Below are 15,146 nucleotides of genomic sequence, written 5' to 3'. Positions count from 1 at the left end.
AGACGCGATTTAATGTACAGGCTGATATAAGCCGTCTAAACGCTGGTTTTCAAACGAGTTCCTTTATGCAAACTGTTCCACAGTCTGTTCGGAAGCACTGCGGTGCGGGCGCCAGCCATGGCGCCGGGGGACGCGTATGATCGACTTCAAGGCCCTGCTGGGCCAGGGCAACCCGCCGCTGGTGGGCATCGACATCAGCACCTCCAGCGTGCGGCTGGTGGAGCTGGCGCAGGGCGCCAAGGGCGACATCCGGCTGGAGCGCTACGCCGCCGAGCCGCTGCCGCGTAACGCCGTCACCGACGGCAATATCGAGAACATGGACCAGGTGGTGGAGGCGGTGCGCCGCGTCTGGAAAAAGAGCGGCACGCGCGCGCGCCACGTGGCGCTGGGCATGCCGCCGGCCTCGGTCATCACCAAGAAAATCATCCTGCCGGCCGGGCTGTCGGAAGACCAGCTGGAAGTGCAGGTCGAGTCCGAGGCCAGCCAGTACATTCCGTTTGCCCTCGACGAGGTCAGCCTGGACTTCGACGTCATCGGCCCGGCCGCCAACGCCGCCGATGACATCGAAGTGATGCTGGCCGCCTCGCGCCGCGAAAAGGTCGAGGACCGCGTGGCCATTGCCGAGGCCTCCGGCCTGAAGGCGACCGTGATGGACATCGAATCCTACGCCGCCCGCGCCGCGCTGGACCGGGTGGTGGCGCAGCAGCCGGAGGGCGGCGCCGGCCAGGTCATCGCGCTGTTCCAGATCGGCGCCCAGGTCACGCAGATTTCGGTGCTGCTGGACGGCGCCACCGTCTACGAGCGCGAGCAGCCGTTCGGCGGCAACACGCTGACCCAGGACATCGTGCGCAGCTACGGCCTGTCGTTCGAGGAAGCCGAGGCGCGCAAGAAAACCGGCGACCTGCCGGACAACTACCACGCCGAGCTGCTGACGCCGTTCCTGGAAAGCGCCGCGCTGGAAGTCACGCGCGCCATCCAGTTCTTCTACACCTCCACGCCGTACACCAGGGTCGACCAGCTGTACCTGGCCGGCGGTTGCGCGCTGATTCCCGGCCTGCTGGACCTGGTGGCCAGCCGCACCCGCATCGCCAGCGCGGTGATCGCGCCATTCAAGGGCATGCAGATCGGCGCGGCGGTGCGCGAGGCGCAACTGCGGCTGGACGCGCCGGCCTACCTGGTGGCTTGCGGCCTGGCGCTGCGGAGGTTCGGCTGATGATACGCATCAACCTGCTGCCGCACCGCGAAGAGAAACGCAAACAGAAGAAGCAGGCCTTCTATGCGCTGCTGGCGCTGGGCGGCGTGATCGGCGTCGGCATCGTGCTGCTGGTGGGCGGCTACAACGCGCGCGCCATCGCCATCCAGGACGCGCGCAACCAGGCGCTGAAAACCGCCATCAGCAGCCTCGACAAGAAAATCGCCGAGATCGCCACGCTGAAGCAGGACATCGAGGCGCTGAAGGCGCGCCAGCAGGCGGTGGAGGATTTGCAGGGCGACCGCAACCAGCCGGTCTACCTGCTGGACGAACTGGTCAGGCAGACCCCGGCCGGCGTGTATCTGAAAGCCTTCCGCCAGGACGGCCAGAAGGTGGCCGTCAACGGCTACGCGCAATCGCAGGAGCGCGTGTCGGAACTGCTGCGCAACCTGGCCGGCGCCTCGCCGTGGCTGGAGCGGCCGGACCTGATCGAGGTCAAGTCCACCGGCCTGGGCCAGGGCAAGACCGCGCGCAAGGTGGTGGAGTTCAACCTCAATGTCTTCATCAAGCGCCCGCGCGACCAGGACCCGCCGACAGCGGGCGCCAAGGGCAAGGCCGGCGCACAGGAGCGCAGCTGATGGCGTCCCGGCTCAACATCAATCTCAACGACTGGTTTGCCGGCCTGGCCGGCCAGTTCCGCGACCTCAACGGCCGCAATCCCGGCCAGTGGCCGCTGGCGCCGCGCGTGCTGTGCGCGCTCGGCGTGACGGTGGCGGTGTGCGTGGCCGGCCACTTCGGCTACTGGAGTTCGCAGTTCGACGAGCAGGACGCCGGCGCCGCCCTGGAAAAACGGCTGCGCGAAGAATACAAGCTCAAGACCGCGCAGGCGATCAACCTGGACGCGCTGCGCGCGCAGAAGGCCCAGGTCGACCTGTACGTCGACCGCCTGCAGAAGCAGCTGCCCAGCAAGGCCGAGATGGCCGCGCTGCTGACCGACATCAACCAGGCCGGCGCCGGCCGCGGCCTGCAGTTCGACCTGTTCAAGCCGCAGCAGGTGGTGATCAAGGATTACTACGCCGAGCTGCCGATCGACATCAAGATCACCGGCAGCTACCACGACATCGGCGCCTTCACCGGCGACATCGCCAACCTGCCGCGCATCGTCACGCTCAACAACCTGGCGCTCAGCACCGGCAAGGACGGCGTGCTGACGCTGGAGGCGGTGGCCAAGACCTTCCGCTATCTCGATCCGGAAGAGGTGGCCGCGCAGCGCAAGGCCGCGGCCGACAAGAAGAAGGCCAAAAAATCATGAGGACCGTGCTGACCGGTGTGGCCGTGACGCTGACGCTGCTGCTGGCCGGCTGCGGCGACAGCGACGTGCAGGAGGTGCGCACCTGGATGCAGCAGGTCGACGCGCAAACCCAGGTGCGGGTGCCGCCGCTGGCCGAGCCCAAGGTGTTCGTGCCGTTCGCCTACGCCCACAAGGACGACATCGATCCGTTCAACCCCAACAAGCTGCTGGCCGAACTGGCCAAGCAGGCCGCCGCCGGCGGCGGCAACGGCCTGCGGCCGGACACCGAGCGCCGCAAGGAACTGCTGGAGACCTATCCGCTGGACACCATCAAGATGGTCGGCACCATCGAGAAGAAGGGCGTGATGCACGCCGTGCTGCAGGTCGACCGCGCCGTGCACCAGGTGGTGGTGGGCCAGCACCTGGGCCAGAACTACGGCCGCATCACCGCCATCAGCGAGAACGCGGTCACCCTCAAGGAAATCGTCCAGGACGCCACGGGCGACTGGGTCGAGCGCCAGACCCGTCTGGAACTGCAGGAAAGCAAGGAGAACACCAAATGAGCGCTCATTTCACGGCCCGCCGCATCCTGGCCGCCGCCACTTGGGCAGCCATGGCGCTGTCCCTGCAGCTGACCGGCGGCGCCCGGGCGCAGAGCCCGGAACCGGCCACCGCCGCTGTCGCCGCCGGCAACGCCATCGAATCCATCACCGCCAACCAGCAGGGCGCCAACGTGGTGGTCAGGATCGCGCTGCGGCGCGCGCCGCAGCAGCTGCCGCTCAGCTTTGCCATCTCCAACCCGGCCCGCATCGCGCTCGACTTCGGCGCCACCGTCAACGCCACCGGCAAGAATGTGCTGGAACTGAACCAGGGCGACCTGCGTGGCGTGAACCTGGTGCAGGCCGGCGAACGCTCGCGCCTGGTGTTCAACCTGAAGCGCTCGCTGAACTACGCCACCGCCATCGATGGCAACGCCGTGATCCTGACCATCGATGGTTCCGGCGGCGTGGCCACGGCGGTGGACGGCGCCGGCCTGCCGGTGGCCAGGCCCGCGGCGCCGGCCGGCAAGCAGGCGCTGCGCGATCTCGACTTCCGTCGCGGCGCCAACGGCGAGGGCCGGGTGGTGGTCGACCTGCCCAACAACCAGGTCGCGGTCGACGTGCGGCAGACGCCGACCGGCGTGGTGGTCGACTTCCTCAAGACCGCCGTGCCCGACAAGCTGCGCCGCAAGCTGGACGTCGGCGACTTCGGCACGCCGGTGTCGCAGATCACCGCCGTGCCGCAGGGCGAGAACACGCGCCTGACCATCGAGGCGCGCGGCCTGTGGGAACAGACCGTGTACCAGAGCGACACCCAGCTGGTGGTCGACATCAAGCCGCTCAAGGAAGACCCGAACAAGCTGGCGCAGGGCTCGCAGGGTTATCGCGGCGAGAAGCTGTCGTTCAACTTCCAGAACGTCGAGGTGCGCGCGGCGCTGCAGGCGATCGCCGACATCTCCGGCCTCAACATCATCACCAGCGACAGCGTGGCTGGCAACCTGACGCTGCGCCTGAAGGAAGTGCCGTGGGATCAGGCGCTGGACGTGATCCTGCAGGCCAAGGGCCTGGACATGCGCAAGAACGGCAACGTGCTGTGGATCGCCCCCAAGGAAGAATTGCTGACCAAGGAAAAGCTGGAGCTGGAGCAGAAGGCCCAGATCGCCGACCTGGAGCCACTGAAGTCGGAAATCTTCCAGCTCAACTACCAGAAAGCCGAGGCGTTCAAGACCGTGTTCGGCCTCGATGGCGGCGGCGACAACAAGAACCGCATCCTGTCCAAGCGCGGCAGCGCCATCATCGAGCCGCGCACCAACCAGTTGTTCGTCACCGACATCCCGTCCAAGCTGGAGGACGTGCGCCGGCTGATCGCCAAGACCGACGTCGCCACCAAGCAGGTGCTGATCGAGGCCCGCATCGTCGAGGCCAGCGACACCTTCACCCGCAACCTCGGCGCCAAGCTCGGCTTCACCGACCTGCGCACCCAGCGCGGCGGCGATTCCGGCTACCAGCTCGGCAACGGCAACACCCGCATCGCCATCGGCGGCAACATCACCGGCGTCGGCGAGACCACCGGCCAGGTGGCGGTGGGTACCAACAGCTACGCCAACAGCCAGTTCGTCAACCTGCCGGCCGCCAACATCAACGGCGCGCAGGCCGGCAACCTGGCGATCAGCCTGTTCTCGTCGGCCGCCAACCGCTTCCTCAACCTGGAGCTGTCGGCGCTGGAGGAGGACGGCACCGGCAAGATCATCTCCAGCCCGCGCGTGATCACCGCCGACAAGTCGGTGGCGCTGATCGAGCAGGGCATCGAACTGCCGTACCAGGTGGCCACCAGCAGCGGCGCCACCTCGATCCAGTTCCGCAAGGCCAACCTGCGGCTGGAGGTGACGCCGCAGATCACGCCGGACGGCAACGTCGTCATCGACGTCGATGTCAACAAGGACAGCGTCGGCCAGGAAACCCGTTCCGGCTTTGCCATCGACACCAAGCACGTCAAGACCCAGGTGATGGTGGACAACGGCGGCACCGTGGTGTTGGGCGGCATCTACCAGCTGACCGAGCGCAGCACCACCGACAAGGTGCCCTTGCTGGGCGATGTGCCGGTGCTGGGCTACCTGTTCCGCAGCAATACCCGCACCAACGACAAGACGGAGCTGCTGGTGTTCATCACACCGAAGATCGTGGCCGAGAAGCTGTCGGCCACGCGCTGATTTCATCAACTAACGGGATGTGTTCATGAAAAAAATCACAGGATGGCTGACCTCGCTTGCCTGCGCCGGCCTGCTGGCCGCCTGCGGCGGCGGCGGCGGGTCGCCCGGCAGCAACAGCAACGGCGTGGCGCCGTCCAGGGCCGCCAGCGTGACGCTGACGGCGGACGCTACCACCATCGCCTCGTCCGGCCTGGACGGCACCGAGGTCACGCTGACCGCCATCGTCAAGGACAGCGGCGGCAACGCGCTGCCGAACGAGACGGTCAGCTTCAACGCCAGCTCGGGCACCATCACCAGCACCAACCGCGTCACCAACACCGCCGGCCAGGTGGTTGAAAAGCTCAGCGTCAAGGGCGACCCGTCGCTGCGCACCATCACCATCAGCGCCAGCGCCGGCAGCGCCAGGTCCAACACCATCACGGTGCAGGTGGTCAACGCCGTGCCGAGCGTGACGCTGAGCGCCGACTCGGGCACGCTGCCGTCCGGCGGCACCAAGGCCGTCAACGTCACCGCCTTGGTGCGCGACGCCAACAACAACGTCGTGCCGAACGTGACCGTCAACCTCAAATCGGATTCCGGCAGCCTGACCGTCAGCAACCCGGTCACCAACGCCCAGGGCGTGGTCACCGGCACGCTGGGCATCGGCGGCGACGCCACCTCGCGCGACATCACCGTCAGCGCCAGCGTGACCGGCGCCAGCGCCACGCCGATCGTGGTGCGCGTCAGCGGCAATGTGCTGACCATCAGCGCCGCGCCCACCATCAGCGTCGGCGCCAGCGCCGACGTCACGGTCAAGCTGGTCGACTCGGCCGGCAATCCGCTGGTCGGCAAGGCGGTCAGCTACAGTGCCAACGCCAACACGCTGACCGTCAAGGGCGGCGGCGCGGCCGTCACCAACTCGGCCGGCCAGCTGGTGCTGAGCTACGCGGCCAGCGGCGGCAGCGCCGACGTCATCACCGTCAAGGCCATGGGCGAGCTGGCCTCGGCCGGCATCGCCATCAATTCGTCGACCTTCGCCGTGCGCGTGCTGGACGGCGCCGGCAACGTCGAGGCCAGCGCGCCGATCGGCGGTTGCCAGCAGGTGGCGGTGACCAGCGCGCCGGGCGCCAGCGTGACCATCAGCAGCTCGCGCGGCACCGTCTACAGCAACGCCAGCTGCACCGTGCCGCTGAGCGGCGCGCTGGCGCTGTCGGGCGGCGCCGCCAGCGCCTACGTCAACGCCACCGGCCCCGGCGTGGCCACGCTGACCGCCAACGCCGGCGGCCAGACCACCCAGACCACGCTGGAGTTCTACGCGCCGGTGACCGGCTCGTCGACCATCACGCTGCAGATCGATCCGGCCACCATCGGCACCAACACCGCCGGCGCCACCAGCGAGCAGGCCACGCTGCGCGCCGTGGTGCGCGACGGCACCGCCCAGAACAACCTGGTCAAGAACGCCACGGTGGCGTTTTCCATTCTGAGCGACCCGAGCGGCGGCAGGCTGACCGAACCGTCGGTGGTCACCACCGGCGCCGACGGCTCGGCCACCACCAGTTTCATCTCCGGCAGTTCGGTCAGCGCCAAGGACGGCGTGCGCATCCAGGCGCGCCTGGTGGGCGGCTCCAACGCCGCCGCCAGCGCCACGCTGACGGTGGCGCAGAAGTCGCTGTTCATCAGCGCCGGCACCGGCAACACCGTGGGCACACCGAGCACCACCACCTACCAGATGGACTACGCGGTGATCGTCACCGACGCCGCCGGCAACGCGGTGTCCGGCGTCAAGCTGACGGCGGCGGTGCTGCCGACCACCTACTACAAGGGCGCGCTGGGCTACACGCTGCCGACCGGCCCGTGGGAGCCGGTCACCCGCACCGCCTGCGCCAACGAGGATGTCAACAACAACGGCATCCTCGATCCGGGCGAGGACGCCAACGGCAACGGCGTGCTCGATCCGGGCATTCCGGTCACCGTCACGCCCACCGTGACCACCGACAGCACCGGCCGCGCCACCGTGTCGCTGGTGTACCCGCGCGACCGCGTGTACTGGCTGGACGTCAATCTGATCATCCAGGGCAGCACCCAAGGCACGGAGTCGCGCTACACCTCTCTGGTACACTTGATAGGATTGAGCGGCGATTATTCTTCACAAACCGTCCGCCCGCCCGGCGCGACCAGTCCTTACGGGGTGTCGACGACGTGCAGTAACCCGTTATAAATCTGGATCGTGCATGCAAAATGTGTTTCTAGTCGGCCTGATGGGGGCAGGAAAAACCACCATCGGCCGCATCCTGGCCCGCAAGCTGGGACTGAAGTTTGTTGATTCCGATCACGAAATCGAGGCGCGCACCGGCGCCTCGATTCCGTGGATCTTTGAAATCGAGGGCGAGGCCGCGTTCCGCCGCCGCGAGGCCGACGTCATCCGCGAACTGTGCGGCCAGGACGGCCTGGTGCTGGCCACCGGCGGCGGCGCCATCCTCAACGCCGACAGCCGCGCCCTGCTGAAGGCGCGCGGCACCGTGGTCTACCTGCGCGCCACCGTCAACAGCATCCTGCAGCGCACCGCGCACGACAAGAACCGGCCGCTGCTGCAAACCGCCGATCCGCGCAAGAAACTCGAAGAATTGATGGCGGTCCGTGATCCTTTGTACACGGAAATTGCCGATTTGATCATCGATACCGGCCGACCTAACGTACAATCGATGGTCCAGACCATCCTGACGCAGTTGGACACCATGGCCTGCCAGGCCGCGCCCGACTGCGTCACCCAAGCCGAACCATCGATGAACGAACAATCCAACATCCTGTTAAACGTAGAACTGGGCGAGCGCAGCTACCCGATCGCCATCGGCCCGGCGCTGCTGAACGACAGCGCGCTGCTGGCGCGCCACGTGCACGGCGGCAAGGTGGCCATCGTCAGCAACACCACCGTGGCGCCGCTATACCTGGAGCGCATCGAAACCGGCCTGCGCGCCGCCGGCAAACAGGTGACGACGGTGATCCTGCCGGATGGCGAGGAGCACAAGAACTGGTCCAGCCTGATGCAGATCTTCGACGCGCTGCTGCAGAACAAGGCCGACCGCAAGACCACGCTGATCGCCCTTGGCGGCGGCGTCATCGGCGACCTGACCGGCTACGCGGCCGCCAGCTACATGCGCGGCGTCGATTTCATCCAGGTGCCGACGACCTTGCTGTCGCAGGTGGATTCGTCGGTCGGCGGCAAGACCGGCATCAACCACCCGCTGGGCAAGAATATGATCGGCGCCTTCTACCAGCCGCGCGCGGTGATCGCCGATACCGCCACGCTGGAGACGCTGCCGGCGCGCGAGCTGGCGGCCGGCCTGGCGGAAGTGATCAAGTACGGCGCCGTGATCGACCTGGCGTTCTTCGAGTGGATCGAGGCCAACATCGGCAAGCTGGTGGCGCGCGACAAGGGCGCGCTGGCCTACGCCATCGCCCGCTCGTGCGAAATCAAGGCCGACGTGGTGCGCCAGGACGAGCGCGAGGGCGGCCTGCGCGCCATCCTGAATTTCGGCCATACCTTCGGCCACGCGATCGAGGCCGGCATGGGCTACGGCGTCTGGCTGCACGGCGAGGCGGTCGGCTGCGGCATGGTGATGGCGGCCGATCTGTCGCAGCGCATGGGCCTGATCGACGCGGCCACGGTGGCGCGCGTGCGCCAGCTGGTGGCGGCGGCCGGCCTGCCGGTCAAAGCGCCGGACCTGGGCGTGGACCAATGGCTGGAGGCGATGGCGGTCGACAAGAAGAACGAGGGCGGCGACATCAAGTTCATCCTGATGCATCCGCTGGGCGCGTCGAAGATCACCACCGCGCCGCGCGAGTTGCTGCTGGCCACGCTGGCCGCCTGCGTCTGAGGAGCCTCGTCATGCAGCCGGAAGACTACCTCGCGCCGTACGCCGCCCATTCCGAGGGCGGCGTCGGCCGCCGCTACCCGGAGACGGCGCACGCCTCGCGCAGCCAGTTCCAGCGCGACCGCGACCGCATCATCCACTCGTCGGCCTTCCGCCGGCTGGAGTACAAGACCCAGGTGTTCCTCAACCATGAGGGCGACCTGTTCCGCACGCGCCTGACGCACAGCCTGGAGGTGGCGCAGATCGGCCGCTCGCTGGCGCGCAACCTGCGCCTGAACGAGGACCTGGTGGAGGCGATTGCGCTGGCGCACGACCTCGGCCACACGCCGTTCGGCCACGTCGGCCAGGACGTGCTCAACGAATGCATGCACGACTACGGCGGCTTCGAGCACAACCTGCAGAGCCTGCGCGTGGTGGACGAGCTGGAAGAGCACTACGGCGCTTACGACGGCCTCAACCTGATGTTTGAAACGCGCGAGGGCATCCTCAAGCACTGCTCGCTGAACAATGCGAAATTGCTGGGGCCGGTGGCGCAACGCTTCATCGACCGCACCCAGCCGTCGCTGGAGGCGCAGCTGACCAACCTCGCCGATGAGATCGCCTACAACAGCCATGACATCGACGATGGCCTGCGCTCGGGCCTGATTTCGATCAGCCAGCTGGAGCAGGTGGATTTCTTTGCCCGGCTGTGGCGCGACGTGCAGCAGGCGTTTCCGGGCCTGTCCGGCCGGCGCGCGATTTACGAGACCCTGCGCCGGCTGATCACGGCGCTGGCGGACGACCTGATCGTCACCTCCAGCGCGCGCATTGCCGAGGCCGCGCCGCAGTCAATCGACGACGTGCGCCGGTCGCCGCCGCTGATCCGTTTTTCGGAGGGCATGCGCAAGGATGCGACCGAGCTCAAGCGCTTCCTGCACGCCAATCTGTACCGCCACTACAAGGTCAACCGCATGCGGGTCAAGGCCAGCCGCATCGTGCGCGAGTTGTTCGAGGCCTTCATGGCCGAGCCGGTGCTGCTGCCGCCGGATTACCAGGACAAGTCGGGCGACGTGAACAAGCAGGCGCGCAAGATTGCCGACTACATCGCCGGCATGACCGACCGCTACGCGATCCGCGAACACCGCCGGCTGTTCTCGCTGGACGAACTCTGATCCGCCTCAAGCACCGCAAGCGTTCAGCTTGACCCGAGCGCTTGCGCGGCCGATGATGGAAGTGCACGCCGCACTTCGCCGGGAGCCGCCATGGAGCTGCAAGAACACATCGAAAAGTACTGCGCCACCAAGGTCGAGCTGATGGCGTTTCGGGAAGAGGTGGCCGTGCAGTTTGGCAAAGTGCATACCGCCATCGCGAGCATCCATGTCGAAATCGCGAATACGCACGTCGCGATCGCTCACACCCACACCGAGATCGCCAGACTTGAGGCGCGCATGTCCGCCATGGAAACGCGGCTTGTGAAATGGTTCGTCGCGATCATCCTGGCCAACGCCTCCATCTCGCTGGCGATCGCCCGTTATCTTTCCTAGAGGTGTGCCATGAATGAGCAAATCAGCGAGCGGGTCGGCACATTGGAAACCGATGTTGCTGTCATTCAGTCCAACTACGTGCGGCGGGACGAGTTTGCCGACTTGCGCACCGAAATGTGCGTCGGCTTTGCGACAACGGCGGCCAAGATCGACATGCTGCGCGAAGAATCAAACGGCAGAATAGACCGCCAAACAGCAACCTTGCTTAAGTGGATGCTTGCTTCGCAACTGAGTGTGGCAGGGTTGTTTATCGCTGCGATCAAATATCTCTAGAACATGTGTTGCCACGCGCTGCAGCGGTCGCGGGGAGCCGCGCCAACGCATCGATGCCGCTGGGCTCGCGCGATCAGAGGGGGACATCATGAATGAACAAATTAGCGAGCGGGTCGGCAGATTGGAAACGGATGTCGCTGTGATGCAGTCCAACTATGTCCGCAGGGACGAGTTTGCCGACCTGCGAACGGAGCTCCGTGTCGGCTTCGCTCAGGTCGACACAAAGTTCGCCCAGGTCGAAGCCAGGATAGACCGGCAAACAGCCACCTTGTTGAAGTGGATGTTTGCGTCGCAACTGAGCGTTGCCGCGCTGGTGGTGGCCGTGATCAAATATCTCTAGAACATGCGTTGCTGCGCGTCGCGGCTGTCGCCCAGCAGTTCCAGCAACAGCTTCTTGATCGGCGCCGGCAGGGCGGCGTCGGCGATGTGGGCGGCGTCCAGCCACACGTGGTTGGACTGGGCCGCCAGCGGCAGCAGCCGCGTCAGCGTCACGCGGTACGGTGCGATGTGCAGCTTGTAGTGGGTGAATACATGCGTCACCGTCGACAGGCGCTGGTACGATTCCATCTCGCCAAACCTGCTCACCGCCAGCGACATGGCGTCGTGATCCTCTGCCGGCGCTTCGTCATCCTCGGTCGCCACGTGGCCGTCCAATTCAGGCAGCGACAGCAGCCCGCCCCAGATGCCGGTCGGCGGCCGCTGCTCCAGCAGCACCTGACCCTTGTCGACGATCGCCAGCATCACCGCATGCTTTTCCGGCGTCGTCTTCTTCGGCTTGCGCACCGGCAGATCCTTGGTGCGGCCGGTATTGAACGCCACGCAGCGCACCTGCATCGGGCAACGCTCGCACGACGGACTGCTGCGCGTGCACAAGGTCGCGCCCATGTCCATCAAGCCCTGCGTGTACGATTCGATGCCTTCCTCCGGCAACAGCGCCTCGGCGCGTCGCCACATCGCTTCCTCGGTCTTCTTCTCGCCCGGATAGGTGTCGATGCCGAACACCCGCGCAAACACGCGCTTGACGTTGCCGTCCATAATGGCGGCGCGCCGGCCGCTGGAAAACGCCGCGATGGCCGCCGCCGTCGAACGACCGATGCCTGGCAGCTCGGCCAGCAACACCGGGTCGGACGGGAACACGCCGTCATACTCCGCCACCACCCGCTGCGCGCACTTGTGCAGATTGCGCGCCCGCGTGTAGTAGCCCAGGCCGCTCCACTGCGCCATCACCTCCTCGACCGGCGCCGCCGCCAGGTCGCGCAGGGTAGGGAAGCGCGCCAGGAAGCGCGCGTAATACCCCAGCACCGCCGACACCTGCGTCTGCTGCAACATGATTTCCGACAGCCAGATCCGATACGCATCGCGGGTGTTTTGCCAGGGCAGCGCATGGCGCCCATGGACTTTTTGCCAGCCGATCAGATCGGCCGAAAAGCCGGAATCCGCAAAATTCTCTACTGCTACAACTTTCATTCTGTTCCCAGGTTCAGGCGGCGGCATCCAGCGCCACAAATTCCGCGTTGATGGCGACGCCGATCGCGTCCGCCAGTTCATTCAGTCGCACCCGTTGCGCCTCCAGCTCCTGCTGGCCGCGCTCGAATGCGTCAATCTTCTGTTCCAGGCTGTCGGTCGCATCGTGGATGCGCTGGATCGAGCCCAGCCGGTGTTTCAGCTGATCCTTGTGCTGGCGGATCTGCGCCTCCAGCGGCGCCATGATCACCTTCAGCCAGGCCTCGGCATCGTTGTTGGCCGAGCGGAAGCAGCCGCGCACGCGCGAGGCGATGGTGTCGAAGAATTTCTCCATCAACGTCACGCGGCTGGTGGTGATCAGCGTGGCCGTGCCAAAGGTCTTGTAATAAATCGCCTCGATGCTGGCGAGCTCCTCGCGGTAGCGCTCCAGCGAAAACGGCATCGGCAGCGCCAGCGTCAGTCCGTGCTCGGTCGAGAAGCGGCGGTACATCACGCCCATCATCTCGCTGATCTCCAGCGTCTTGCGCTCGGCCGCGTCGAGATTGGCGCGGGTGCGCTCGAAGTAGCCGCGCACCGCCTCGCGCACGCCGGTGAAGAAGCGGCTGCGCTGCATCTCTTCGCGCACCAGTTCAATGTCGTCGCGGACGATGTCCATGCCCATGCAGGTGTACAGCTCGGTCGACAGCCGGGTGAACACCGCGCGCGTGGCCTGCAGCTTGAACAAGCTGGCGTCGAACTCTTTCTTTTCCACGTCGATGCGCCGCATCATGTGGGCGATCACGCTCTGGTTCTTGCCGCGCAGGCTGCGCAGTTCGTGCAACTGCTCGACGATGCCGCGGCTGCGCGCGTTCAGCATGCCCAGCTGCGCCGTGTTCAGCGCCTGCAACTCCTCGGCCAACTGCTTGCGCACGATGTCCTTCTTGGCCGGTATCAGCTCGTTGAACAGCGCGCCCTCCAGCGCGTGCAGGCGGCTGCGCGCCTGCAGCGCGACGTCGTGGTTGATCTTGCCCACCAGTGCCTTCTGCGCCGACACCGGAAACACCTGGCGCGGCTCCAGCGACAGCATGTGCGCCACGTGATCCTGCTGGCGTGCGATCTCGGCGTTGACATCGTCCTCGCTGCGCAGCTCGTCCCACATGGAATCGATCTTGTTCAGCACCACCAGCCGGCCGGCGCCGGCGCCGATGTGGTTGCGCCAGACTTCGATGTCGCTCTTGGTCACGCCGGTGTCGGCGGCCAGGATGAACAGCACCGCGTGCGCGTTCGGAATCAGGTTCAGCGTCAGCTCCGGCTCGGTGCCGATGGCGTTCAGGCCCGGCGTGTCCAGGATCACCAGCCCCTGCTTGAGCAGCGGGTGCGGGAAGTTGATGATGGCGTGGCGCCACAGCGAGATTTCGACGTTGCCGCGGTCGTCCAGCGTGGCCGGCATGTCGGGGTCGTCCTCGTCGTACAGGCCGTAGCGCTTGGCTTCCTCCACCGGCACGTAGCGCGTCTTGCTGACCTGCTTGAAGGCCTCGTGCATCTCGGCGCCGGCGTCCAGGTTGAGCGGCAGCACGGTCCACGCGGCCGGCTGCTCGCGGTAGTCGCTGGTGGACAGGTTGTCGGCGCGCGTCTCGATCGGCAGCAGGCGGATCGACGGCGCCAGGCTGGGGTCCCACAGCAGCTCGGTCGGGCACATGGTGGTGCGGCCGGCCGCCGACGGTAAAATCCGCTGGCCGTACTCGGCAAAGAAGATGGCGTTGATCAGTTCCGATTTGCCGCGCGAGAATTCGGCCACAAACGCCACCGACAGCTTGTCGTCCGCCAGCCGCGCCAGTGTGCGCACGATGCGCTGGTCGGTGGCGGCGTCGGTCAGGGACGCGCCAGCCAGCCACGCCTGGTAATTCTTCAGCGCGGTGACCACGCCTTGGCGCCAGGCGCTGTACTGTTCGAAATCCCTGACCATCATCTGTCTGCCCTTATTTTTGGCAATTCACACAATAGAACGTGGAACGCTGGCCCTGCTTGATCTGGCGTATCGGCGCCGCGCACACGCGGCACGGCACTCCCGCCCGATCATAGACGAAATACGTCTGCTGGAAATACCCGGACTGGCCGTTCACCGCGATAAAGTCGCGCAGCGTGCTGCCGCCCTGGACGATGGCCTCGGCCAGCACCTCGCGCACCACCTGCGCCAGCTTCTCGTAGCGCGCCAGGCTGATGCGCCTGGCCGGCGTCTTGGGATTGATGCCGGCACGGAACAAGCTTTCCGATGCATAAATATTGCCGACGCCGACCACGATATCGCCGGCCAGCAGCACCTGCTTGACCGGCGCGCTGCGCTGTCGGGTCTGATCGTACAGCAATTTGCCGCTGAAGCCCGCTTCCAGCGGCTCCACGCCCAGTTCGCGCAGCAGCTCGTGGTGTTCCAACTCGCCATCGGCGGCGTCGTGCCACAGCACCGCGCCGAAGCGGCGCGGATCCTTCATGCGCAGCACCTGCGGGCCGTCCGGGCCCTCGACCTGCAAATCGAAGTGATCGTGCTTCTCCGGTTCGATGCCTGGCGGCATGATGCGCAGGTGGCCGGACATGCCGAGGTGGATGATCAGCGTGCCATGCTCGAAATGGATCAGCAAATACTTGCCGCGGCGCCCGGTCTTGAGCACCTTGCGGCCGGCCAGCAGCTGCGGCAGCGCGGCCGGGAAGGGCCAGCGCAGGCCATCGCGGCGCAGCACCACCTGGCGCACCACGCGGTCTTCGATATGGGGCGCGACGCCGCGCCGGGTAACTTCGACTTCTGGTAATTCTGGCATCTGTCTCGTCT

General features: G+C 66.3%; 14 protein-coding genes. 11 read left to right on the top strand and 3 right to left on the bottom strand.

All coding sequences use genetic code 11. The features are described from left to right. The first annotated feature begins 136 nt into the window (after positions 1 to 136). From FHW58_RS23720 to FHW58_RS23670, 11 genes are all read left to right on the top strand, one after another. On the top strand, positions 137 to 1,213 hold the full coding sequence (locus FHW58_RS23720) for a pilus assembly protein PilM (RefSeq protein WP_179675650.1): 1,077 nt from the start codon (positions 137 to 139) through the stop codon (positions 1,211 to 1,213). Beyond that, on the top strand, positions 1,213 to 1,830 hold the full coding sequence (locus FHW58_RS23715) for a PilN domain-containing protein (RefSeq protein WP_179675649.1): 618 nt from the start codon (positions 1,213 to 1,215) through the stop codon (positions 1,828 to 1,830). The genes FHW58_RS23720 and FHW58_RS23715 overlap by 1 nt, the downstream gene beginning before the upstream one ends. Beyond that, positions 1,830 to 2,504, top strand: coding sequence for a type 4a pilus biogenesis protein PilO (locus FHW58_RS23710; protein ID WP_179675648.1), 675 nt, complete (start codon positions 1,830 to 1,832; stop codon positions 2,502 to 2,504). The genes FHW58_RS23715 and FHW58_RS23710 overlap by 1 nt, the downstream gene beginning before the upstream one ends. Continuing rightward, positions 2,501 to 3,046, top strand: coding sequence for a pilus assembly protein PilP (locus FHW58_RS23705; protein WP_179675647.1), 546 nt, complete (start codon positions 2,501 to 2,503; stop codon positions 3,044 to 3,046). Before FHW58_RS23710 ends, FHW58_RS23705 begins: the two co-directional genes overlap by 4 nt. Then, positions 3,043 to 5,232, top strand: coding sequence for a type IV pilus secretin PilQ (pilQ, locus tag FHW58_RS23700; protein ID WP_179675646.1), 2,190 nt, complete (start codon positions 3,043 to 3,045; stop codon positions 5,230 to 5,232). The genes FHW58_RS23705 and pilQ overlap by 4 nt, the downstream gene beginning before the upstream one ends. A gap of 25 nt (positions 5,233 to 5,257) precedes the next feature. Further along, the gene (locus tag FHW58_RS23695) at positions 5,258 to 7,429 is read left to right on the top strand and encodes an Ig-like domain-containing protein (RefSeq protein ID WP_179675645.1); all 2,172 of its coding nucleotides are present in this window, start codon (positions 5,258 to 5,260) and stop codon (positions 7,427 to 7,429) included. A 13-nt stretch (positions 7,430 to 7,442) separates the two neighbouring features. Next, entirely contained in the window at positions 7,443 to 9,086 is a 1,644-nt protein-coding gene (aroKB, locus tag FHW58_RS23690) for a bifunctional shikimate kinase/3-dehydroquinate synthase AroKB (RefSeq protein WP_179675644.1), read from the top strand. 11 nt (positions 9,087 to 9,097) lie between these two features. Then, a complete protein-coding gene (locus tag FHW58_RS23685) occupies positions 9,098 to 10,234 on the top strand; it encodes a deoxyguanosinetriphosphate triphosphohydrolase (protein WP_179675643.1) in 1,137 nt (378 codons plus the stop codon). A 90-nt stretch (positions 10,235 to 10,324) separates the two neighbouring features. Further along, positions 10,325 to 10,606 (top strand): hypothetical protein, encoded by a 282-nt coding sequence (locus FHW58_RS23680; protein ID WP_179675642.1) that lies wholly within the window; start codon positions 10,325 to 10,327, stop codon positions 10,604 to 10,606. Positions 10,607 to 10,615: 9 nt separating this feature from the next. Continuing rightward, the gene (locus FHW58_RS23675; protein ID WP_179675641.1) at positions 10,616 to 10,879 is read left to right on the top strand and encodes a hypothetical protein; all 264 of its coding nucleotides are present in this window, start codon (positions 10,616 to 10,618) and stop codon (positions 10,877 to 10,879) included. Positions 10,880 to 10,967: 88 nt separating this feature from the next. Beyond that, entirely contained in the window at positions 10,968 to 11,219 is a 252-nt protein-coding gene (locus FHW58_RS23670; RefSeq protein ID WP_179675640.1) for a hypothetical protein, read from the top strand. On the opposite strand, the gene mutY is transcribed toward FHW58_RS23670, so the two are convergent. Genes mutY through mutM form a run of 3 tightly spaced genes read right to left on the bottom strand, consistent with a single transcriptional unit; the run spans position 11,216 to position 15,135 of the window. Next, positions 11,216 to 12,346, bottom strand: coding sequence for an A/G-specific adenine glycosylase (gene mutY / locus FHW58_RS23665; RefSeq protein ID WP_179675639.1), 1,131 nt, complete (start codon positions 12,344 to 12,346; stop codon positions 11,216 to 11,218). The genes FHW58_RS23670 and mutY overlap by 4 nt on opposite strands. 13 nt (positions 12,347 to 12,359) lie before the next feature. Further along, complete coding sequence (locus tag FHW58_RS23660) at positions 12,360 to 14,288, bottom strand: dynamin family protein (RefSeq protein ID WP_179675706.1); 1,929 nt, start codon at positions 14,286 to 14,288, stop codon at positions 12,360 to 12,362. 13 nt (positions 14,289 to 14,301) lie between these two features. After that, positions 14,302 to 15,135, bottom strand: coding sequence for a bifunctional DNA-formamidopyrimidine glycosylase/DNA-(apurinic or apyrimidinic site) lyase (gene mutM / locus FHW58_RS23655; protein WP_179675638.1), 834 nt, complete (start codon positions 15,133 to 15,135; stop codon positions 14,302 to 14,304). Positions 15,136 to 15,146: the final 11 nt, after the last annotated feature.

The sequence above is a fragment of the Duganella sp. 1224 genome (genome assembly GCF_013408245.1).
GTDB lineage: Bacteria > Pseudomonadota > Gammaproteobacteria > Burkholderiales > Burkholderiaceae_D > Rugamonas.
This window is presented reverse-complemented; position numbering and strand designations above follow the sequence as displayed.